Origin of the sequence: Hoylesella timonensis 4401737 = DSM 22865 = JCM 15640, assembly GCF_000455445.1 — a bacterium.
In the GTDB taxonomy this organism is placed as follows: Bacteria; Bacteroidota; Bacteroidia; order Bacteroidales; family Bacteroidaceae; genus Prevotella; species Prevotella timonensis.
This window is the reverse complement of sequence record NZ_HG417099.1, coordinates 114,197-134,263: the sequence shown is the minus strand read 5'-3', so window position 1 is coordinate 134,263 and position 20,067 is coordinate 114,197. Positions and strand designations below refer to the sequence as shown.

Below are 20,067 nucleotides of genomic sequence, written 5' to 3'. Positions count from 1 at the left end.
CTTCGAGAGCTCGATGATTTAGAAATTTTACTTCAAAGAAATATTCATCGTTTTGCTGGAGAATTATTATCAAGGTTGAGTAAATGCTCAGGAGTGAGTGTTGAAGAACAGTAAATAACAGCCTCCGCAGACATAAATTAATAAAAAAATGAGAAAAGCAAAACCAAAGAAGCGTGTGATCTTGCCAGATCCAGTTTTTAATGACCAAAAGGTTTCAAAATTCGTTAACCATTTAATGTATGATGGGAAGAAGAGCATTTCTTATGCTATTTTTTATCAGGCTCTCGAAACGGTAAAGGAAAAAATGGCGAATGAGGAGAAGTCTCCCCTTGAAATTTGGAAACAAGCTCTTGATAATGTGACACCACAAGTAGAAGTAAAAAGTCGCCGTATTGGTGGTGCTACTTTCCAGGTGCCAACAGAAGTACGCCCAGAGCGCAAACAAAGTATTTCAATGAAAAACTTGATTCAGTTTGCACGTAAGCGTAGCGGCAAGAGTATGGCTGAGAAACTCGCAGCAGAGATTATGGATGCATACAATAATCAGGGTGGTGCTTATAAGCGTAAAGAAGATATGCACCGTATGGCAGAGGCAAACCGCGCATTCGCTCACTTCAGATTCTAACATAATAAATAAGGTAAAAGACAATGGCAAATCGCGATTTACATTTGACTCGTAACATCGGAATTATGGCGCACATCGATGCCGGTAAAACAACCACTTCTGAGCGTATCTTGTTCTATACAGGAAAAACTCATAAGATTGGTGAAGTGCATGATGGTGCTGCTACAATGGACTGGATGGCTCAGGAACAAGAGCGTGGTATTACTATTACCTCAGCTGCAACAACATGTAATTGGAATTACCTCGGCAAAAAATTTAAGATTAACTTGATTGATACTCCGGGACACGTTGACTTTACAGCAGAGGTTGAACGATCGCTGCGTGTATTGGATGGTGCGGTAGCAACATATTCCGCTGCGGATGGAGTACAACCACAGTCAGAGACTGTATGGCGTCAGGCTGATAAATATAACGTTCCACGTATTGGTTATGTAAACAAGATGGATAGATCTGGTGCAAATTTCTTTGAAACAGTGCAGCAGATGAAAGATATTTTGGGTGCTAATCCATGTCCTATCCAAATTCCTATTGGGGCAGAAGAAAACTTCAAGGGTGTAGTTGACCTTATCAAAATGAAGGCGATGTACTGGCATGACGAAACAATGGGTGCCGAGTACGATATTGCTGAAATTCCCGCAGAATTAGTGGATGAGGCTAATGAATGGAGAGAGAAGTTATTAGACTCGGCTGCAAACTTCGATGACGACCTGATGGAGAAATACTTAGAAGGTGAAGAAGTTTCAGAAGAGCAACTGATCAAAGCTATCCGCAAGGGAACTTGTGCCATGGAGCTTACTCCAATGGTTTTGGGTTCTTCTTATAAGAACAAGGGTGTTCAGCCTTTGTTGGATTACATTTGTGCTTTCTTGCCTTCTCCTTTGGATACAGAAGCTATTGTAGGTACGAACCCTGATACAGATGAAGAGGAAGATCGTCTACCTTCTGACGATGCTCCTACTGCTGCATTGGCATTTAAGATTGCTACCGACCCATTCATGGGACGTTTGGTATTCTTCCGTGTTTATTCAGGAAAGATTGAAGCAGGTTCGTATGTGTACAACCCTCGCTCTGGAAAGAAAGAACGTATCAGTCGTTTGTTCCAAATGGATTCTCACAAGGAAATTCCTATGGATTCTATCGATGCTGGTGATATTGGTGCTGGTGTAGGATTTAAGGATATTCGTACAGGTGATACTCTTTGTGATGAAGCTCATCCAATTGTATTAGAGTCTATGTCGTTCCCTGATACGGTGATTTCTATTGCAGTTGAACCTAAGAGCCAGGCTGACATTGCCAAGTTGGACAACGGTTTGGTTAAGTTAGCAGAAGAAGACCCTACTTTCACTGTACGTACAGATGAGCAGAGTGGTCAGACAATTATCTCTGGTATGGGTGAGTTGCACTTGGACATCATTATTGACCGTTTGAAGCGTGAATTCAAGGTAGAATGCAACCAAGGTAAGCCACAGGTGAACTACAAGGAAGCTATTACCAAAGACGTTACACTGCGTGAAGTTTATAAGAAGCAGAGTGGTGGTCGCGGTAAGTTTGCTGACATTATCGTTACAGTAGGTCCTAAGGACGAAGATTACACAGAAGGCGACTTGCAGTTTATCAACGAGGTTAAAGGCGGTAACGTGCCAAAGGAATTTATACCTTCAGTACAAAAAGGTTTCCAAGACTGCTTGAAGAGCGGTGTTCTCGGTGGTTTCCCTGTAACTGGCTTGAAGGTGACTTTAACGGATGGCTCGTTCCACCCTGTGGATTCTGACCAGTTGTCTTTCGAACTCGCTGCACACAACGCATTTAAGAATGCATGTCCTAAGGCAGCACCAGTGCTGATGGAGCCTATCATGAAAGTAGAAGTAGTTACTCCTGAGGAAAACATGGGTGATGTGATTGGTGACTTGAATAAGCGTCGTGGCTTGGTTCAGGGTATGGACGAAGCACGTAGTGGCGCACGAATTGTGAAGGCTATGGTTCCATTGGCAGAGATGTTTGGTTACGTAACTGCATTACGTACCATTACTTCAGGTCGTGCAACAAGTTCTATGGAATACGATCACCATGCACCTGTTTCAACTTCTATTGCTAAAGAAGTTTTGGAAGAGGTAAAGGGTAACGCGAATCTATTATAATTAAAGCTAATGAGGATGGAGTGCACGCTTTAGCGTATGACTCTTAAAACGTGCCTTCGTTCTTCAATATATTCATTCAATTATAACAAACATGAGTCAAAAAATTAGAATTAAGCTGAAGTCTTACGACCACCAGTTGGTTGACAAATCAGCAGAGAAAATTGTGAAGGCAGTAAAGGCAACAGGTGCTATTGTTAGCGGTCCTATTCCATTGCCAACACATAAAAGAATTTACACAGTAAATCGAAGCACTTTCGTTAATAAAAAAGCTCGTGAGCAGTTTCAGCTGTCAAATTACAAACGTTTGATAGACATCTATAGTTCAACAGCAAAAACAGTTGATGCACTGATGAAACTTGACTTGCCCAGCGGTGTTGAGGTTGAAATTAAAGTATAATTAATGAGCTTTCTAAGTAAAGAAGTGATAGAGCTTAAACGTTGATTGTAAATACGTTGAGATGAAATGTGAGGAAATTGATTGAATAATATTAAAACTCCTCCACGCATTGACTCTAAAACTCTAAAATTCGTAAACTTGTAAACTCGTAAACTCGTAAACTCGTAAACTCGTAAACTAACAAACTAATTATTAATATTTATTGAAATGCCAGGATTAATAGGAAGAAAAATCGGAATGACATCCGTTTTCAGTGCCGACGGTAAAAATATACCGTGCACTGTTATCGAAGCTGGTCCTTGTGTTGTAACCCAGTTAAAGACTGTTGAGAAAGATGGTTACAAGGCTGTTCAATTAGGTTTTGGAGAGGCAAAAGAGAAGAGAACTTCTAAGCCTCTGATGGGAACCTTCAAGAAAGCCGGCACAACACCTAAAAAGCACTTGGCCGAGTTCAAATTTGAAGAGGAGTATAACCTCGGTGATACTATTACAGTTGATCTGTTCAGCAATGCTGACTTTGTTGATGTAGTAGGAGTCTCTAAAGGTAAAGGCTTCCAAGGCGTTGTTAAACGTCATGGATTCGGTGGTGTAGGACAGTCCACACACGGACAAGATGACCGCGCTCGTAAGCCAGGATCTATTGGCGCATGTTCATACCCTGCTAAAGTGTTCAAGGGAATGCGCATGGGTGGCCAGATGGGTGGTGACAGAGTAACTACCCAGAACCTGAGAGTATTAAAAGTAATCCCAGAACAGAACTTACTGATTGTGAAAGGTTCTTTCGCCGGATTCAATGGTTCAACTGTTTTAATTGAGAAATAATGGAAGTTAGCGTATTAAATATCAATGGTCAGGAGACTGGAAGAAAGGTTACGTTGAACGAATCAATCTTCGGAATAGAACCTAACGATCATGTGCTATATCTTGATGTAAAGCAGTATCTTGCCAACCAACGTCAAGGAACAGCCAAGACCAAAGAGAGAAGTGAATTAAGTGGTTCTACACGTAAATTAGGACGACAAAAAGGTGGCGGTGGCGCTCGCCGTGGTGACATCAATTCGCCAGTACTTGTTGGTGGCGCACGCGTTTTTGGACCTAAACCACGTGACTACGGTTTCAAACTGAATAAAAAAGTAAAACAGCTTGCTCGTAAATCTGCGCTTTCTTATAAGGCACAAGAAAATTCGATTGTAGTTGTTGAAGACTTTAATTTAGACGCACCAAAGACTAAAGATTTTGTAAATATTGCTAAAAATCTTAAAGTTGATGGTAGAAAGACACTTTTGGTTTTGCCAGAAGTAAATAAAAATGTATATTTGTCGGCTCGTAATTTGCAGCAGGCTGAAGTGATGACAGCGTCTACACTCAATACTTACAAAGTTTTGAATGCAGATGTTTTAATTATGACAGAAAACTCGCTGAAGGCGATCGATGAAATCTTAATAAAATAAAGGAGACAATAGAATATGGCATTTATCATTAAACCTTTGGTCACTGAGAAGATGACTAAGATTACAGACAAGTCTTCTATTGAAAAAACTTACCGAGTAAAGGGCGAAGACCGTAAGAAAGTAGCGGAAATCAAATATGGATTTATTGTTCGTCCAGATGCAAGTAAGCTCCAAATTAAGAAAGAGATTGAAGGCCTGTACAATGTTACAGTAATAGATGTGAACACAGCTCGTTATGCGGGTAAGCGCTCAAGCCGCTATACTCGTGCTGGTCTGGTAAAAGGTCAGAAGCCTGCGTTCAAAAAGGCTATCGTCACTTTGCAAGAGGGCGATACGATAGATTTTTACAGCAATATTTAAATAAAAAATGGCAGTACGTAAATTAAAACCGGTAACTCCGGGACAAAGACACAAGATTATTGGCACGTTCGAGGATATTACTGCATCCGTGCCAGAGAAGTCTCTCGTTTTCGGTAAGCGTTCTTCAGGTGGTAGAAATAACACTGGTAAGATGACCGTTCGCTATATTGGTGGCGGTCACAGAAGAAAATATCGCTTTATCGACTTCAAGCGCGAGAAAGATGGTGTTCCAGCTGTAGTGAAGACAATCGAATACGATCCGAACCGTTCGGCTCGTATCGCATTGTTGTATTATGCTGATGGTGAAAAACGTTACATTATTGCTCCTAATGGACTGCAAGTGGGTGCAACATTAATGTCGGGCGCAGATGCTGCTCCCGAAGTTGGAAATGCACTTCCACTGGCAAAGATTCCTGTTGGTACGGTAATTCATAACATTGAATTACGTCCTGGACAGGGTGCTTTGTTAGTTCGTTCGGCTGGTAATTTTGCTCAGTTGACTTCTCGTGAGGGCAGTTATTGTGTGATTAAGCTCCCTTCTGGCGAAACACGTCAGATTTTGAGTACTTGTAAAGCAACGGTAGGTAGTGTCGGTAACTCCGACCATGCATTGGAACAATCAGGAAAGGCTGGTCGTTCACGCTGGTTAGGTCGTCGTCCACATAACCGTGGTGTTGTTATGAACCCTGTGGATCACCCAATGGGTGGTGGTGAAGGTCGCCAAAGCGGTGGTCACCCACGTTCACGTAAGGGCTTGTATGCAAAGGGTCTGAAGACTCGTGCACCAAAGAAGCACTCTAACAAGTACATCATTGAAAGAGCAAGTAAATAACAAGTAAACAAAGAGTAAATTATGAGTCGTTCACTTAAGAAAGGTCCTTATATCAACGTTGCTTTAGAAAAGAAAATTCTCGCTATGAACGAGAGTGGCAAGAAGAGCGTTGTAAAGACATGGGCCAGAGCATCAATGATATCCCCTGAATTCGTGGGACACACTGTTGCAGTTCATAACGGAAATAAATTTATCCCTGTTTACGTTACAGAGAACATGGTAGGACATAAGTTCGGTGAGTTTTCTCCGACCCGACGTTTCGGTGGCCATGCTGGTAACAGGAAGTAAAAGGGACAAACCATTTAAAAAGTTAAATTAATAATGGGAGCAAGAAAGCATATAGCGGCTGAAAAGTTAAAAGAAGCCCGCAAAAATCTATACTTCGCAAAGCTTAAAGGCGTTCCTTCTTCCCCTCGAAAAATGCGCTATGTGGTAGACATGATTCGTGGTTTGGAAGTAAATCGTGCACTTGGAGTATTGCGATTCTCCAAAAAGCAAGCAGCGCAGGATGTTGAAAAATTACTCCGTTCAGCTGTTGCTAACTGGGAGGCAAAGAATGATCGTAAAGCTGAAGATGGCGAGTTGTATATCAGCCGTGTCTTCGTTGATGAAGGCGTTACGATGAAGCGTATGAGACCGGCACAGCAGGGTCGTGGATACAGAATACGTAAGCGTAGTAACCATGTTACATTGTTTGTTGATGCCAAAACTAATGACGAAAAATAATTAATAGAATGGGACAGAAAGTTAATCCAATAAGCAATCGACTTGGAATTATCCGTGGTTGGGATTCAAATTGGTTCGGTGGTAAGGACTTCGGTGACAACCTCGTTGAGGACAGAAAGATTCGTAAATATCTGAATGAGCGTTTGGCTAAAGCAAGCCTTTCGCGCATTATCATCGAACGTACCTTGAAGCTCGTTACCATTACTATTTGTACAGCAAGACCTGGTATCGTCATTGGTAAAGGAGGTCAAGATGTAGATAAGTTGAAAGAAGAGTTGAAAAACCTCTTTCATAAAGACATTCAAATCAATATATTTGAAGTTAAGAAACCTGAGCTTGATGCAATCATCGTGGGTAATAACATCGCTCGCCAAGTAGAGGGTAAGATCGCTTACCGTCGTGCTATTAAGATGGCCATTCAGAATACGATGCGTGCTGGAGCAGAGGGTATCAAGATTCAGATTACTGGTCGTTTAAATGGTGCCGAAATGGCTCGCAAGGAGATGTATAAAGAAGGACGTACTCCTTTACATACATTCCGTGCCGACATTGATTACTGTCAGACAGAAGCACTTACTAAAGTAGGTCTGCTTGGAATCAAAGTTTGGATTTGCCGTGGCGAAATTTATGGTAAACAAGAACTTACCCCGAATTTCTCACAAGAAAAGGCAAATAATTCTCGTTCAAACTCTGGTAGAAACGGTCGTGGTAATCGTAGAAGAAACAATAACCGTTAAAAGTAGAAGCTATCATGTTACAGCCAAAAAGAGTAAAATATAGAAGACCTCAAGATGGGCGTGGAAATAAAGGAAACGCTCATAGAGGTACACAATTGGTTTTCGGTTCGTTTGGTATCAAGACTCTTGAGCCCAAATGGATTGATAGCCGACAGATTGAAGCTGCACGTGTTGCTGTGAATCGATACATGCAACGTGAAGGTCAAGTCTGGATTAGAATTTTCCCAGATAAGCCAATTACTCGTAAGCCTGCCGATGTCCGCATGGGTAAAGGTAAAGGTGATCCTATGGGTTGGGTTGCGCCGGTTACACCCGGTCGTATCCTTTTCGAGGTTGAAGGAGTGAGTTTAGATGTTGCAAAAGAGGCTTTGCGCCTTGCTGCACAGAAACTACCTGTGAAGACCAAGTTTGTTATACGACGTGATTACGATAAAAACGCTTAAGCTATGAAGATGACAGAATTGAAAGCACTCGCAGACAAAGACTTGCGCGAGAAGTTGGAGAATGCAGTAGAAGCATACAACCAGCTTAAATTAAACCATTCAGTGTCTCCATTGGAGAACCCTTCGCAGATTAAGATTGCTCGTCGAGATATCGCTCGTTTGAAAACAGAACTTCATCAGCGAGAACTTAATAAATAACAATGGTTCAGATGGAAACAAGAAATTTAAGAAAAGTAAGACAGGGTGTCGTTTTGAGTAACAACATGGATAAGACCATTGTTATTGCTTCTAAATTTAAAGAGAAACACCCAATATATGGTAAGTTTGTTCAAAAGACAAAAAAATACCATGTACATGATGAGAAGAATGAGGCTAATGTAGGTGATACAGTACTCATTATGGAGACTCGTCCTTTGTCTCGTACAAAGCGATGGAGATTAGTTCAAATTGTAGAAAAAGCTAAGTAATTATGATACAGGCAGAATCAAAACTTACAGTATGTGATAACAGCGGCGCACGTGAAGCTCTTTGCATCCGTGTCCTAGGAGGTACTGGTCGCCGTTATGCAAGTGTGGGAGACGTTATTGTCGTTTCAGTCAAAAACGTTATTCCATCAAGTGATTTGAAAAAAGGTGCAGTATCTAAGGCTTTAGTCGTTCGTACCAAGAAAGAGATTCGTCGTGCAGATGGGTCATACATTCGTTTCGATGACAATGCATGTGTATTGCTGAACAATGCGGGTGAAATTAGAGGTAGCCGTATCTTCGGCCCTGTTGCTCGTGAGCTTCGTTCGGTGAACATGAAAGTCGTTTCTTTGGCACCAGAGGTACTTTAATATTTTAAAAGATTAATCAATGAGTAAGTTACATATTAAGAAAGATGATACCGTTATTGTTCTTACCGGACAGGATAAGGGCAAAACAGGTAAGGTGCTCAAAGTATTGGTCGCTGACGAACGTGCTATAGTAGAAGGTGTCAATATCGTTACAAAGAGTGCCAAGCCTTCTGCGAAAAACCCACAAGGGGGCATCGTGAAGCAAGAGGCTCCTATACATATCTCTAATTTGAGCTTAATAGACCCAAAGAGTGGTAAGGCTACTCGAGTTTCCGTTAGACGTGATGGAAAGAACGTGGTACGTATTGCTAAAAAGTCAGGGGAGGAAATCAAATAATGGATACAGCACAGTTTAAAAAAGCATATAAGGAGAAGATTGCTCCAGCATTAAAAGAACAGTTCAACTATTCTTCATCCATGGAAATCCCTGTTCTCAAGAAGATTGTTATCAATCAAGGATTAGGAGATGCTACAGAGGATAAGAAGATTATAGACGTAGCTGTGAATGAGATATCAACAATCACTGGTCAGAAGGCCGTTGCTACTTATTCTAAGAAAGACGTTGCAAACTTCAAACTTCGTAAAAAGATGCCTATTGGAGTCATGGTAACACTTCGCAGAGAGCGTATGTACGAATTTTTAGAGAAATTAGTACGTGTTGCTTTGCCTCGTATCCGAGATTTCAAAGGTATTGCGAGCAAGTTTGATGGTCGTGGCAACTACACCTTAGGTATTGAAGAGCAAATTATCTTCCCAGAAATTAACATCGATTCTATTGATCGTATTCAGGGAATGAATATCACTTTCGTAACGTCTGCCAAGACAGATGAAGAAGGTTACGCATTGCTCAAAGGCTTCGGACTACCTTTTAAGAACGCTAAAAACGATTAATAGATATGGCAAAAGAATCAATGAAAGCTCGTGAAGTAAAGCGTGCCAAGTTAGTAGCTCGCTATGCTGAAAAGCGTGCCGCACTGAAAGATATCATTGCGAAGACAGATGATCCAGCTGAAGCTTATGAGGCTGCACGTAAATTGCAGTCTATTCCTAAGAATGCGAACCCTATTCGTTTGCACAATCGTTGCAAGGTTACGGGTCGTCCAAAAGGATATATGCGTCAGTTCGGACTCTCACGTATTCAGTTTAGAGAGATGGCTTCGGAAGGCTTGATTCCAGGAGTGAAAAAAGCAAGTTGGTAATTGTCTTACGTGATGAGTTACAATTACACAATACAAAAAAGAAGCTAATTTAATATTGTCGGGGTAGTCCCGATTAATTAAACATTTATAAAATGACAGATCCAATAGCAGATTATCTGACAAGACTCAGGAATGCAATTATGGCTCATCACCGTGTGGTGAACATACCTGCGTCTAATTTGAAAAAAGAGATCACTAAGATCCTTTTTGAGAAGGGATACATTTTGAACTATAAGTTCATCGAAGATGGTCCCCAGGGTACAATTAAAGTGGCTTTGAAGTACGATCCTACGACAAAGCAAAGCGCTATCAAGCATTTGAAGCGAGTGTCTACACCAGGTTTGCGCCAGTACACCGGGTATAAGGACATGCCGAGAGTAATTAACGGACTAGGTATTGCAATATTATCTACGTCACAAGGTGTAATGACAGATAAAGAGGCTACTGCTCAGAAAATTGGCGGTGAGGTTCTTTGTTTCGTATATTAATTGGAGGTTCGAATATGTCAAGAATAGGAAAATTGCCAATTAGCATTCCATCAGGAGTGACTGTTAATTTTGATGAGAAAACAAATATCATTAAGGTGAAAGGCCCTAAAGGTGAGCTCACCCAAAAGATTGATCCTTCTATTAAGGTGATACAAGATAATGATACTTTGTCTTTTGAAGTAGATGAGAAGAGTCCTGTAGATTACAAGCAAAAGCAGGCTTACCATGGTTTATACCGTTCTTTAGTGAATAATATGGTAGTGGGCGTGAGCGAAGGTTATTCCAAAACATTGGAGCTGATTGGTGTCGGTTTTCGTGTTTCTAATCAGGGAAATCTTGTAGAGTTCTCTTTGGGTTATACCCACCCAATCTTTATTCAGCTTCCTAAGGAAGTGAAGGTTGAGACTAAATCAGAAAGAAACCAAAACCCACTTATTACGTTGGAGTCTTGCGACAAGCAATTGTTAGGACTCATTTGTGCAAAAATTCGTTCTTTCCGTATGCCTGAGCCTTATAAAGGAAAAGGAATCCTCTTCCAAGGCGAGGTTATCCGCAGAAAGTCTGGTAAGACAGCTGCAGCTAAGTAATTTTAATGGTTTACGATTATGACAACAAAGAAAGTAGAAAGACGAATAAAAATCAAGTTCCGTATTCGCAAGAATGTAAACGGAACAGCTGAGCGTCCACGCTTAAGTGTATTTCGCTCTAATAAGCAAATCTACGCTCAGGTAATTAATGATATAACTGGTACAACTATTGCTTCTGCATCTTCGCTTGGACTTGAGAAGTTACCCAAGTCAGAACAAGCTCAGAAAGTAGGAGAGCTGATTGCAGAAAATGCAAAGTCAGCAGGTGTAACGACTGTAGTTTTCGACCGTAATGGTTATCTTTACCATGGTCGTGTAAAAGAATTGGCTGACGCTGCTCGCAAGGGTGGTCTTAATTTTTAAACGATTATGGCAATGAATAAAGTAAAAATAAATAGCGACGTAGAATTAAAAGATCGTTTGGTAGCTATCAACCGTGTTACGAAGGTAACCAAGGGAGGACGCACCTTCACTTTTGCTGCTATTGTCGTAGTTGGTGATGGCAACGGTGTGATAGGTTATGGCCTCGGTAAAGCTGGAGAAGTTACAGCTGCCATTGCTAAAGGTACTGAAGCTGCAAAGAAAAACTTGGTGAAAGTTCCAGTTTTGAAAGGTACTATTCCTCACGAGATTGAAGCTCGTTATAGTGGTGCTCAGGTGTTCTTAAGACCTGCTGCTGCTGGTACGGGCTTGGTTGCAGGAGGTGCAATGCGTGCCGTATTGGACAGTGCTGGTATTACAGATGTATTAGCTAAGTCGAAAGGTTCTTCTAACCCCCACAACTTAGTAAAAGCAACCATCTTGGCATTAAGCCAAATTCGTGATGCCTATACCATTGCTGGCATACGTGGTGTCGATATGAATAAGGTATTTAACGGATAAAGGAGAAATAAAATGGCAACAATTAAAGTAAAACAAATTAAGAGTAAGATTGGTGCACCTATAGATCAGAAGCGAACACTTTCTTGTTTAGGATTGCGCAAGATTTCTCAAATTGTTGAAGTTGATGACACTCCAAGTATTCGTGGTATGATTCGTAAAGTGCATCATCTTGTTACAGTAGTTGAATAGTATAACTTTTAAGAAGCAAAAAGATGAAATTAAATAGTTTGAAACCAGCAGAAGGTTCTACGCATTCACGTCGTCGTATTGGTCGCGGTCCAGGCTCTGGCTTAGGTGGTACCTCTACACGTGGACACAAGGGTGCAAAATCTCGCTCTGGTTATAAGAAGAAAGTCGGTTTTGAAGGAGGACAAATGCCACTCCAGCGCCGCGTTCCGAAAGGAGGTTTTAAGAATATCAATCGAAAGGAATATTTTGCTGTGAATCTTGGTACATTACAAGCGCTTGCAGAAGATAAAAACCTGACAAAGATTGGTATTGCAGAACTCGTTGCAGCAGGTCTGACAAACGGTAAGAAACTGGTGAAGATTTTAGGTACTGGCGAGTTAAAAGCTAAAATTGATGTAGAAGCTAACGCATTCTCTAAGACTGCTGAAGAAGCTATCAAGGCAGTAGGTGGTAACACAACTATAATCTAAGTAATGAAAAAGTTTATTGAGACACTAAAGAACTGTTGGAAGATTGAGGATTTGCGTCAGCGTCTCCTTATTACACTTCTGTTTACAGCCATTTATCGTTTTGGCTCGTTCGTAGTACTTCCGGGTATTAATCCTGCTTCCTTAGGACAACTCCAAAAGCAGACAGAAGGCGGCTTGATGTCGCTCCTTGACATGTTCTCTGGTGGTGCATTTTCTAATGCGTCAATCTTCGCATTAGGAATTATGCCATACATCTCAGCTTCTATCGTTATGCAACTTCTTGCTGTCGCTGTTCCTTATTTTCAAAAGATGCAGCGAGAAGGAGAGAGTGGTCGGAAAAAAATAAGTATGTACACTCGCTATTTGACAGTATTTATCTTACTGTTACAGGCACCGAGTTATCTTATGAACCTGAAGTACATGGCATCACAGGCCTTGGCAACAGGCATCTCATGGACTGTGTTCATGATTCCGGCTACCATTATCCTTGCAGCAGGAAGTATGTTCATCCTTTGGTTGGGAGAACGCATAACTGATAAGGGAATAGGAAATGGTGTTTCATTGATTATTATGATTGGTATTATCGCTCGCCTCCCTCAAGCGTTTGCACAGGAATTGGGCTCTCGCTTGCAGGCTATTAGCGGTGGTGGTCTGGTCATGTTTATCGTTGAAATATTGATTCTCTTTGCAGTTGTATGTGCAGCAATCTTATTGGTACAGGGAACTCGTAAGGTTCCTGTACAATATGCCAAACGACTTGTCGGCAACAAACAATATGGAGGTGCGCGTCAGTACATTCCATTGAAGTTGTTTGCAGCAAACGTAATGCCTATCATTTTTGCACAGGCATTGATGTTTATTCCGTTGGCAATTGTCCAGTATCAATCTGATAATGCATCACCCATCTTGCGTTCTCTGATGGACACTCATAGTTTGTTGTATAACACAATCTATGTAATACTGATTATAGCATTTACTTACTTCTATACAGCTATTACACTGAATCCGACACAGATGGCTGAGGATATGAAACGTAACAATGGGTTTATTCCCGGGATTCGTCCAGGGAAGGAAACAGCAGACTATATTGATGGAATCATGTCTCGTCTTACTCTTCCTGGCTCGTTGTTCATTGCATTCATCGCTATTATGCCAGCTTTGGCTCATCTTCTAAATGTTCAACAAGGATTTGCACAGTTCTTCGGAGGTACATCCTTGCTCATTTTAGTTGGTGTTGTGATTGATACTTTGCAACAGATTGAGAGCCACTTGCTCATGCGCCATTATGATGGATTACTAAACTCTGGTCATACTCGAGGCGGTAATGTGTCTGCCTACTAATCATCAACACTGAAAGAACTCTTATCTCTGATTGATGTTTTATGGCAAAGTGTTCTCAAGGGGATGAGCAAGGTTGAAATGTACTTGTCTATTTGGTTCAAATCAAGTGAGTTAAAGATAGTTTGTGCATAAGGAAAAAATATCATGCTCGTCTATAGTAGTAGAAGATTGGCAATGAAACATTCAATTAAGATTAGGAATTAACTTTTAGAAAGAAAATAATTATTATGGCAAAACAATCCGCTATTGAGCAAGACGGAACAATTGTAGAAAGTTTATCAAATGCAATGTTCCGTGTAGAACTTGAAAACGGTGTAGAGATAATTGCGCACATCTCTGGAAAGATGAGAATGCACTATATCAAGATTCTCCCTGGTGATAAAGTAAAGGTCGAAATGAGTCCTTACGACTTGACAAAAGGTAGAATCGTTTTCAGATACAAATAATCATGTAAAGATATGAAGACAAGAGCATCACTAAAGAAACGCACACCCGACTGTAAGATAGTACGTCGTAAAGGTCGCTTGTTCGTTATCAACAAAAAGAACCCTAAGTTTAAATTACGTCAGGGCTAAATCAAGAAATGGTGGATTTCTTGTTCAATGTGAATTGAACAACTACCGCCCAATTTAAAACAATTATTTAATTAATTATCAACAAATGGCAATAAGAATTGTTGGAGTAGATTTGCCCCAAAATAAGCGTGGCGAAATCGCATTGACCTATATCTATGGTATTGGTCGAAGTAGTTCAGCAAAGATATTGGATAAGGCAGGCGTCGACCGTGATTTGAAGGTTAGCGAGTGGACTGACGACCAAGCTGCAAGTATCCGTGAAATTATCGGCGCTGAATTCAAAGTAGAAGGTGATCTCCGTTCAGAGGTCCAAATGAATATCAAGCGACTGATGGATATTGGTTGCTATCGTGGAGTTAGACATCGTAATGGTCTTCCTGTTCGCGGTCAGAGCACTAAGAATAATGCTCGTACACGTAAGGGTAAGAAGAAGACTGTTGCTAATAAGAAGAAGGCTACTAAGTAACATTTAGTTGTTAGTTGAACATCGGAATCTTCAAGGTTCTGATCTTTAAAACTTCTAACTTTTAAACTAAAAGAAATTATGGCAAAGAAAACAACAGCTTCTAAGAAAAGAAATGTGCGAGTTGATGCTATCGGTCAATTACATATCCATAGCTCATTCAATAATATTATCGTTTCTCTTGCAAACAGCGAGGGACAAATTATCTCATGGTCTTCTGCAGGTAAGATGGGCTTCCGAGGTTCTAAGAAGAACACTCCTTATGCTGCTCAAATGGCGGGTGAAGATTGTGCAAAAATTGCTTATGATTTAGGATTGCGTAAAGTTAAAGCTTACGTAAAGGGTCCAGGCAATGGTCGTGAATCTGCAATCCGTGCCGTTCATGGTGCAGGAATTGAGGTAACCGAAATTATTGATGTAACTCCATTACCACACAATGGTTGTCGTCCACCTAAGAGACGTAAAGTATAAATTTATTCACTGGAGAATTGATGTGATGATTAATTCTCCAGTATATTCATTATTTTATTATATATTATGGCAAGATACATAGGTCCGAAATCTAAGATTGCACGCCGATTTGGTGAACCCATTTTTGGCGCTGACAAAGTTTTGTCCAAGAGAAACTTCCCTCCTGGACAGCATGGCAACAACCGTCGCAGAAAGATGTCTGAGTACGGAGCCATGTTGGCAGAGAAGCAAAAGGCAAAGTACACTTATGGTGTACTCGAACGCCAGTTCCGTAATATGTTTGAGAAGGCAGCTAAAGCTGATGGCATTACCGGTGAGGTATTGCTGCAGAACTTAGAGAGTCGTCTTGACAATATCGTTTTCCGCTTGGGAATCGCACCGACTCGTGCAGCTGCCCGTCAGATGGTAGGTCATAAGCACATTGTGGTTGATGGAAAGGTTGTCAATATTCCTTCTTACGCAGTTAAACCTGGTCAGATTGTAGGTGTTCGCGAGAAAGCAAAGTCTCTCGAAGTTATTGAGGAATCTTTGGCAGGTTTTAACCACAGTAAATATCCTTGGATAGAATGGGATGAGAGCTCAAAGAGCGGTAAGTTTTTACATCAGCCCGAGCGAGCTGACATTCCAGAGAACATTAAGGAGCAGTTAATCGTTGAGTTGTACTCTAAATAAATCATTAAATTAATGGCGATATTAGCATTTCAAAAACCTGAAAAAGTAGTAATGCTGGAGGCTGATGATAAGTTCGGTAAGTTCGAATTCCGACCATTAGAGCCTGGCTTTGGTATTACCATTGGTAATTCATTGCGCCGCATTCTCCTTTCATCACTCGAAGGTTATGCTATCAACACTATGCGAATTGCAGGGGTTGAGCATGAATTTTCTTCAGTACCTGGTGTAAAGGAAGATGTAACCAACATTATCTTGAATCTCAAGCAAGTGCGATTCAAGCAAGTAGTAGAAGAATTCGAGAATGAGAAAGTTAGTATCACCGTAGAGAATTCTACAGAATTCAAAGCTGGTGATATTGGTAAGTATCTGACTGGATTTGAAGTGTTAAACCCTGATTTGGTGATTTGTCATTTAGATGCCAAAGCTTCAATGCAAATTGATTTGACCATTAATCAAGGACGTGGATACGTCCCTGCTGATGAGAATCGTCAATTCTGCACAGATGTTAATGTACTCCCAATCGATTCGATCTACACCCCAATCCGTAATGTTAAATACTCAGTTGAACCGTATCGTGTAGAACAGAAAACCGACTACGACAAACTGGTGATTGAAGTCACTACGGATGGTTCCATATCTCCTAAGGATGCGCTGAAAGAGGCTGCAAAAATCCTCATCTATCACTTCATGTTGTTCTCTGATGAAAAGATTACACTTGAAAATCCTGATCAGGATACCAACCAAGAGTTTGATGAGGAAGTGTTGCACATGCGTCAATTGCTGAAGACTAAGTTAGTAGACATGAACTTAAGTGTTCGTGCACTCAACTGTCTGAAGGCAGCCGATGTTGAGACACTTGGCGACTTAGTACAATATAACAAAACAGACCTCTTGAAGTTCCGCAACTTTGGTAAGAAATCGCTTTCAGAGCTTGATGATTTGCTCGAGAGTCTGAATCTATCATTTGGAACCGATATTTCAAAGTACAAACTGGACAAGGAATAAGGAAAGTTTTTAGTTGATAAGTTTTTAAGTTTTGTATTCTTTCTTCTTTATGGATAAGTTAAGATAGTCATGCTAAAAACTTGCAATGCTGAAAAAACAAGAGATTCCAACTCCACAAATGAACAAAACAAAAAATGAGACACAATAAAAAATTCAACCACTTAGGTCGTACTGCATCTCACCGCAACGCTATGCTTGCAAACATGGCTTGCTCGCTGATTATGCACAAAAGAATCACTACGACCCTCGCCAAAGCCAAAGCTTTGAAGAAATATGTAGAGCCACTGATTACACGCTCTAAGGACGATACCACTAATTCGCGCCGTGTTGTATTCCGTTATTTGCAAGACAAAGTTGCTGTTTCGGAACTTTACAAAACCGTTGCTCCTAAAGTAGGTGACCGCCCAGGTGGTTATACTCGTGTTATAAAATTAGGTACTCGTCAAGGCGATGCTGCTCAAATTGCATTTATTGAGTTAGTAGACTTTGATGAAAATATGGCAAAAACTGAAAAGACTGCTAAGAGAACTCGCCGTAGTCGTCGTTCTACTGGTAAGAAAGATGAAACTACAAAGGTTGAAAATTCTGTTGAAACAGTTGACGCTACTGAAGTAGTATCTGCTGAAGAAGCACCAAAAGAAGTTTCAGAAGAAAAAGCACAAGACGAAAAAGCAGCTGAGTAAGTTTTCCGTATCTCTTTCAATATTAACGCTCTCATCCAATTTGGTTGAGAGCGTTTTTGTTTTCTCTCGCCTGAAATTGCAACGTATAGTAAGTATATTTCAGCTTCTACTCCTTTAATAATGAAAATTCTTGTTTGCGTGTCATTATTTTGTAGTATATTTGTCATGTAAAATCTTTGTTTTCATAAAAATGTCTAATCGCAAGCACTCTTTTAGTCGAACGTCTCATCGTACAGAAAATGATTATTCTTTCGATGTTATTTTTAAACTTTACTATCCTAAAGTCAAGAACTTTGTGTATGGGTTTGTCGGCGTGGAGAGTGAAGCTGAAGATATTGCTCAAGATATTTTTCTTAAATTATGGATGAAGCGAAACAACATCCAAATCATGACAAATTTTGAAGCCTATCTTTATACTATGGCACGAAACTGCACCCTTAATGCCTTGAAATCCTCCAGTGTACTGTGTAAGTTTCAATCATTAACCGATGCAGATGTTGAAGACGATGCTGGTGTAGAAGACATTATCTTTAGTGAAGAATTACAAGAACTTATCAATCGCGTGACAAGCCAAATGCCTGATCAGCGGCGCAGAATCTTTACAATGAGTAGGTTGGACGGTATGAGTAATGAAGAAATTGGACACAGGTTAAATATCAGTAAGCGAACTGTAGAAACGCACATCTCCCAAGCACTTGCGCAGATAAGGCGGCTGCTCGAATGTTTCATCCTCTTTCACTATCTCTAAACCAGTCATGGCTCTTTCAAGGAATGTGCGGAGATTCCATACCCCTAAAAAAGTGTTTCCGAGACTGGATTCTTTCAAGAGATTATTGATAAAGGCAAGCCTTGTTTTTGTCCTGTAATTTTACCAAAAAACGACCATTGAAAATTTGCGAAATAGAAAAAAATAATAGGCAAACGATGGACAAAAATGGGCTGATTTTAACAAAATAGACGACTTTTTTAGTCAGAACATTGACTTAACGGTCTTGGAAACATGTATTAGAGGTGTTATTCACATGCTTCAAGAGCCTTAAAGCATGCAAATAGGAGGCTTATCTCAATGCTTTAGTCGACAAAAAGTGGTAAAAATAGGAAAGAAAAGAGTTGACATTGGCGTAACATTCATTATAACAATGAATTACGAACCTTGTTCATTACTCGCGTATTTGCGATCAACTTTGTCGTTGGATGTTTTCACCCGAGTTATGAGAGGCACTTTGTAAAGAAAATTCAGCATTTATTACCTTTTAATAAAGCGTATCACTCATTTTATTTTTGATGTTTTTGAGGGCGTTTGTTTTCGTAAAAATGTCATATAATGAAGAAGCCGTGTAAAACTGCCTTGCCTTATAGAATGCGGATGTAGCACGCAATTCGCTTTTTAATATTTATTAACTACGTGTGACGCTCTTTGCTGTTGTCTTATAGAAAAGCACCTAACTATGAATCAACAACCAGCCTACAAAATCATGAGATTTTTTGTTGACGGACTCATCCCAGCCCGTTATCATCATCGTATTATAAGGTGGCTGTCTGACTCCAAGGATAGTGAAGCCAAGGAGGAAGCGATGAAACAAATATGGAGTGAAACTTCCAGTAGGATGGATAGCCGCTCTTTGGATCAATCTTTTGATAGATTTAATCGGCAACGGTCAGTGTCAACCGTGCATCCAGTGGCAACCAATCGATTAAGAAATCTATTAAAATATGCTGCAATTTTTACGCTTCCTATTTTGTTGAGCCTTGCTGTTTGGTGGGTCACTTCCTATCAAAACACAAAGAACATAGCTTTGACCGATTTTTATGTTTCCCAAGGGCGTATTGGTACGCTCACTTTATCTGACGGTACACAGGTTAAGCTCAATTCGGGGTCTACTTTATCCTATCCTCAGCACTTTAGTACCTTTGCACATAGCCGAGAGGTGTATTTAGATGGCGAGGCATTTTTTAAGGTCACTCATCAATCAAAGCAGCCATTTATCGTCCACATCGGTAATTTGAAAGTTAAAGTGTTGGGTACACAGTTCAATATTAAAGCTTATCCTGCAGAAGAAAATATAACCACAACCTTAGCTCAGGGTAAGGTACTCGTGTATGAAAATAAACAAGCCATGACCATTCTGCCCGATGAGCAGGTGGTGTATAACCGTGTCAATGGTATGATGAGAAAGCAGCGAGTAGAAAATTACGATTATAGTCAGTGGATGCACGGAAGACTTTACTTTGACCAAGCTCCTCTTAAAACAATTATAGCCGATTTGCAACGGCGATACAACATACGAATGAATATCGCATCGGATGTTGACTTGAACCAGAAATATACCATGGCATTCCGTGAAGATGAGACCATAGACGATGTCATGCACGTGCTTTGCAAAATTTCTGACCATTTACATTTTACAAAACAAAATAACATTATCATCATCTATACCAAGAAAGGAGGTCGTCCAGCAGATATTCACAAATAAAACGCAATCAGGTAATTATGCTCA

General features: G+C 40.4%; 33 protein-coding genes. All 33 read left to right on the top strand.

From position 1 onward, the window contains the following. The first annotated feature begins 148 nt into the window (after positions 1-148). The 33 genes from rpsG (at position 149) to BN35_RS10340 (ending at position 20,043) form a co-directional block, all read left to right on the top strand. The gene (gene rpsG / locus BN35_RS10495) at positions 149-625 is read left to right on the top strand and encodes a 30S ribosomal protein S7 (RefSeq protein WP_008124685.1); all 477 of its coding nucleotides are present in this window, start codon (positions 149-151) and stop codon (positions 623-625) included. 23 nt (positions 626-648) lie between these two features. Then, positions 649-2,763: an elongation factor G gene (fusA, locus tag BN35_RS10490; RefSeq protein WP_028900808.1), complete on the top strand. Its 2,115-nt coding sequence runs from the start codon at positions 649-651 to the stop codon at positions 2,761-2,763. 91 nt (positions 2,764-2,854) lie between these two features. Then, positions 2,855-3,160 (top strand): 30S ribosomal protein S10, encoded by a 306-nt coding sequence (gene rpsJ, locus BN35_RS10485; RefSeq protein ID WP_008124681.1) that lies wholly within the window; start codon positions 2,855-2,857, stop codon positions 3,158-3,160. Between the two features lie 207 nt (positions 3,161-3,367). Next, positions 3,368-3,982 carry a 50S ribosomal protein L3 gene (gene rplC / locus BN35_RS10480; protein ID WP_008124679.1) on the top strand — a complete coding sequence of 205 codons (615 nt, stop codon included), beginning with the start codon at positions 3,368-3,370 and terminating at the stop codon, positions 3,980-3,982. Next, the gene (gene rplD / locus BN35_RS10475) at positions 3,982-4,611 is read left to right on the top strand and encodes a 50S ribosomal protein L4 (RefSeq protein ID WP_028900809.1); all 630 of its coding nucleotides are present in this window, start codon (positions 3,982-3,984) and stop codon (positions 4,609-4,611) included. The genes rplC and rplD overlap by 1 nt, the downstream gene beginning before the upstream one ends. Before the next feature lie 15 nt (positions 4,612-4,626). Then, positions 4,627-4,971, top strand: coding sequence for a 50S ribosomal protein L23 (gene rplW, locus BN35_RS10470; protein WP_025071462.1), 345 nt, complete (start codon positions 4,627-4,629; stop codon positions 4,969-4,971). Positions 4,972-4,978: 7 nt separating this feature from the next. Then, positions 4,979-5,803, top strand: a complete 825-nt coding sequence (gene rplB, locus BN35_RS10465) for a 50S ribosomal protein L2 (protein ID WP_025071463.1) — start codon at positions 4,979-4,981, stop codon at positions 5,801-5,803. 21 nt (positions 5,804-5,824) lie between these two features. Next, positions 5,825-6,091, top strand: coding sequence for a 30S ribosomal protein S19 (gene rpsS / locus BN35_RS10460; RefSeq protein WP_025071464.1), 267 nt, complete (start codon positions 5,825-5,827; stop codon positions 6,089-6,091). 33 nt (positions 6,092-6,124) lie between these two features. Further along, on the top strand, positions 6,125-6,529 hold the full coding sequence (gene rplV, locus BN35_RS10455) for a 50S ribosomal protein L22 (RefSeq protein WP_025071465.1): 405 nt from the start codon (positions 6,125-6,127) through the stop codon (positions 6,527-6,529). 8 nt (positions 6,530-6,537) lie between these two features. Further along, a complete protein-coding gene (gene rpsC / locus BN35_RS10450) occupies positions 6,538-7,266 on the top strand; it encodes a 30S ribosomal protein S3 (protein ID WP_008124667.1) in 729 nt (242 codons plus the stop codon). Between the two features lie 14 nt (positions 7,267-7,280). After that, the gene (gene rplP / locus BN35_RS10445) at positions 7,281-7,709 is read left to right on the top strand and encodes a 50S ribosomal protein L16 (protein WP_008124666.1); all 429 of its coding nucleotides are present in this window, start codon (positions 7,281-7,283) and stop codon (positions 7,707-7,709) included. Positions 7,710-7,712: 3 nt separating this feature from the next. Beyond that, the gene (rpmC, locus tag BN35_RS10440; protein WP_008124663.1) at positions 7,713-7,907 is read left to right on the top strand and encodes a 50S ribosomal protein L29; all 195 of its coding nucleotides are present in this window, start codon (positions 7,713-7,715) and stop codon (positions 7,905-7,907) included. A 2-nt stretch (positions 7,908-7,909) separates the two neighbouring features. Then, on the top strand, positions 7,910-8,176 hold the full coding sequence (gene rpsQ / locus BN35_RS10435; protein WP_025071466.1) for a 30S ribosomal protein S17: 267 nt from the start codon (positions 7,910-7,912) through the stop codon (positions 8,174-8,176). Between the two features lie 2 nt (positions 8,177-8,178). Continuing rightward, the gene (rplN, locus tag BN35_RS10430; protein ID WP_008124658.1) at positions 8,179-8,544 is read left to right on the top strand and encodes a 50S ribosomal protein L14; all 366 of its coding nucleotides are present in this window, start codon (positions 8,179-8,181) and stop codon (positions 8,542-8,544) included. Positions 8,545-8,563: 19 nt separating this feature from the next. Then, positions 8,564-8,881 (top strand): 50S ribosomal protein L24, encoded by a 318-nt coding sequence (rplX, locus tag BN35_RS10425; RefSeq protein ID WP_025071467.1) that lies wholly within the window; start codon positions 8,564-8,566, stop codon positions 8,879-8,881. Further along, a complete protein-coding gene (gene rplE / locus BN35_RS10420) occupies positions 8,881-9,435 on the top strand; it encodes a 50S ribosomal protein L5 (RefSeq protein WP_008124655.1) in 555 nt (184 codons plus the stop codon). The genes rplX and rplE overlap by 1 nt, the downstream gene beginning before the upstream one ends. A 5-nt stretch (positions 9,436-9,440) precedes the next feature. Then, positions 9,441-9,743: a 30S ribosomal protein S14 gene (gene rpsN, locus BN35_RS10415; protein ID WP_008124653.1), complete on the top strand. Its 303-nt coding sequence runs from the start codon at positions 9,441-9,443 to the stop codon at positions 9,741-9,743. Between the two features lie 92 nt (positions 9,744-9,835). After that, positions 9,836-10,231 (top strand): 30S ribosomal protein S8, encoded by a 396-nt coding sequence (gene rpsH, locus BN35_RS10410; protein WP_008124651.1) that lies wholly within the window; start codon positions 9,836-9,838, stop codon positions 10,229-10,231. 14 nt (positions 10,232-10,245) lie between these two features. Then, positions 10,246-10,818, top strand: coding sequence for a 50S ribosomal protein L6 (gene rplF / locus BN35_RS10405; protein ID WP_025071468.1), 573 nt, complete (start codon positions 10,246-10,248; stop codon positions 10,816-10,818). A gap of 18 nt (positions 10,819-10,836) precedes the next feature. Continuing rightward, entirely contained in the window at positions 10,837-11,181 is a 345-nt protein-coding gene (gene rplR / locus BN35_RS10400; RefSeq protein WP_008124647.1) for a 50S ribosomal protein L18, read from the top strand. 6 nt (positions 11,182-11,187) lie between these two features. Continuing rightward, positions 11,188-11,700 carry a 30S ribosomal protein S5 gene (gene rpsE / locus BN35_RS10395; RefSeq protein WP_025071469.1) on the top strand — a complete coding sequence of 171 codons (513 nt, stop codon included), beginning with the start codon at positions 11,188-11,190 and terminating at the stop codon, positions 11,698-11,700. A gap of 12 nt (positions 11,701-11,712) precedes the next feature. Further along, positions 11,713-11,889 (top strand): 50S ribosomal protein L30, encoded by a 177-nt coding sequence (gene rpmD / locus BN35_RS10390; protein ID WP_008124644.1) that lies wholly within the window; start codon positions 11,713-11,715, stop codon positions 11,887-11,889. A 23-nt stretch (positions 11,890-11,912) separates the two neighbouring features. Then, a complete protein-coding gene (rplO, locus tag BN35_RS10385; RefSeq protein WP_008124642.1) occupies positions 11,913-12,359 on the top strand; it encodes a 50S ribosomal protein L15 in 447 nt (148 codons plus the stop codon). Between the two features lie 3 nt (positions 12,360-12,362). Further along, positions 12,363-13,700, top strand: a complete 1,338-nt coding sequence (secY, locus tag BN35_RS10380) for a preprotein translocase subunit SecY (RefSeq protein ID WP_025071470.1) — start codon at positions 12,363-12,365, stop codon at positions 13,698-13,700. A 227-nt stretch (positions 13,701-13,927) separates the two neighbouring features. Then, complete coding sequence (gene infA / locus BN35_RS10375) at positions 13,928-14,146, top strand: translation initiation factor IF-1 (RefSeq protein ID WP_004350199.1); 219 nt, start codon at positions 13,928-13,930, stop codon at positions 14,144-14,146. Between the two features lie 12 nt (positions 14,147-14,158). After that, a complete protein-coding gene (ykgO, locus tag BN35_RS13250; protein ID WP_004350205.1) occupies positions 14,159-14,275 on the top strand; it encodes a type B 50S ribosomal protein L36 in 117 nt (38 codons plus the stop codon). Positions 14,276-14,360: 85 nt separating this feature from the next. Further along, the gene (gene rpsM / locus BN35_RS10370; protein ID WP_008124629.1) at positions 14,361-14,741 is read left to right on the top strand and encodes a 30S ribosomal protein S13; all 381 of its coding nucleotides are present in this window, start codon (positions 14,361-14,363) and stop codon (positions 14,739-14,741) included. Between the two features lie 78 nt (positions 14,742-14,819). After that, positions 14,820-15,209: a 30S ribosomal protein S11 gene (rpsK, locus tag BN35_RS10365; RefSeq protein WP_008124626.1), complete on the top strand. Its 390-nt coding sequence runs from the start codon at positions 14,820-14,822 to the stop codon at positions 15,207-15,209. A 66-nt stretch (positions 15,210-15,275) separates the two neighbouring features. Next, the gene (gene rpsD, locus BN35_RS10360) at positions 15,276-15,881 is read left to right on the top strand and encodes a 30S ribosomal protein S4 (protein WP_025071471.1); all 606 of its coding nucleotides are present in this window, start codon (positions 15,276-15,278) and stop codon (positions 15,879-15,881) included. Positions 15,882-15,893: 12 nt separating this feature from the next. Next, positions 15,894-16,886, top strand: coding sequence for a DNA-directed RNA polymerase subunit alpha (locus tag BN35_RS10355; protein WP_025071472.1), 993 nt, complete (start codon positions 15,894-15,896; stop codon positions 16,884-16,886). 134 nt (positions 16,887-17,020) lie between these two features. After that, positions 17,021-17,569, top strand: a complete 549-nt coding sequence (gene rplQ / locus BN35_RS10350; RefSeq protein ID WP_025071473.1) for a 50S ribosomal protein L17 — start codon at positions 17,021-17,023, stop codon at positions 17,567-17,569. Between the two features lie 190 nt (positions 17,570-17,759). After that, complete coding sequence (locus BN35_RS10345; RefSeq protein WP_025071474.1) at positions 17,760-18,317, top strand: RNA polymerase sigma-70 factor; 558 nt, start codon at positions 17,760-17,762, stop codon at positions 18,315-18,317. A gap of 700 nt (positions 18,318-19,017) precedes the next feature. Next, a complete protein-coding gene (locus tag BN35_RS10340; protein ID WP_025071475.1) occupies positions 19,018-20,043 on the top strand; it encodes a FecR family protein in 1,026 nt (341 codons plus the stop codon). Positions 20,044-20,067: the final 24 nt, after the last annotated feature.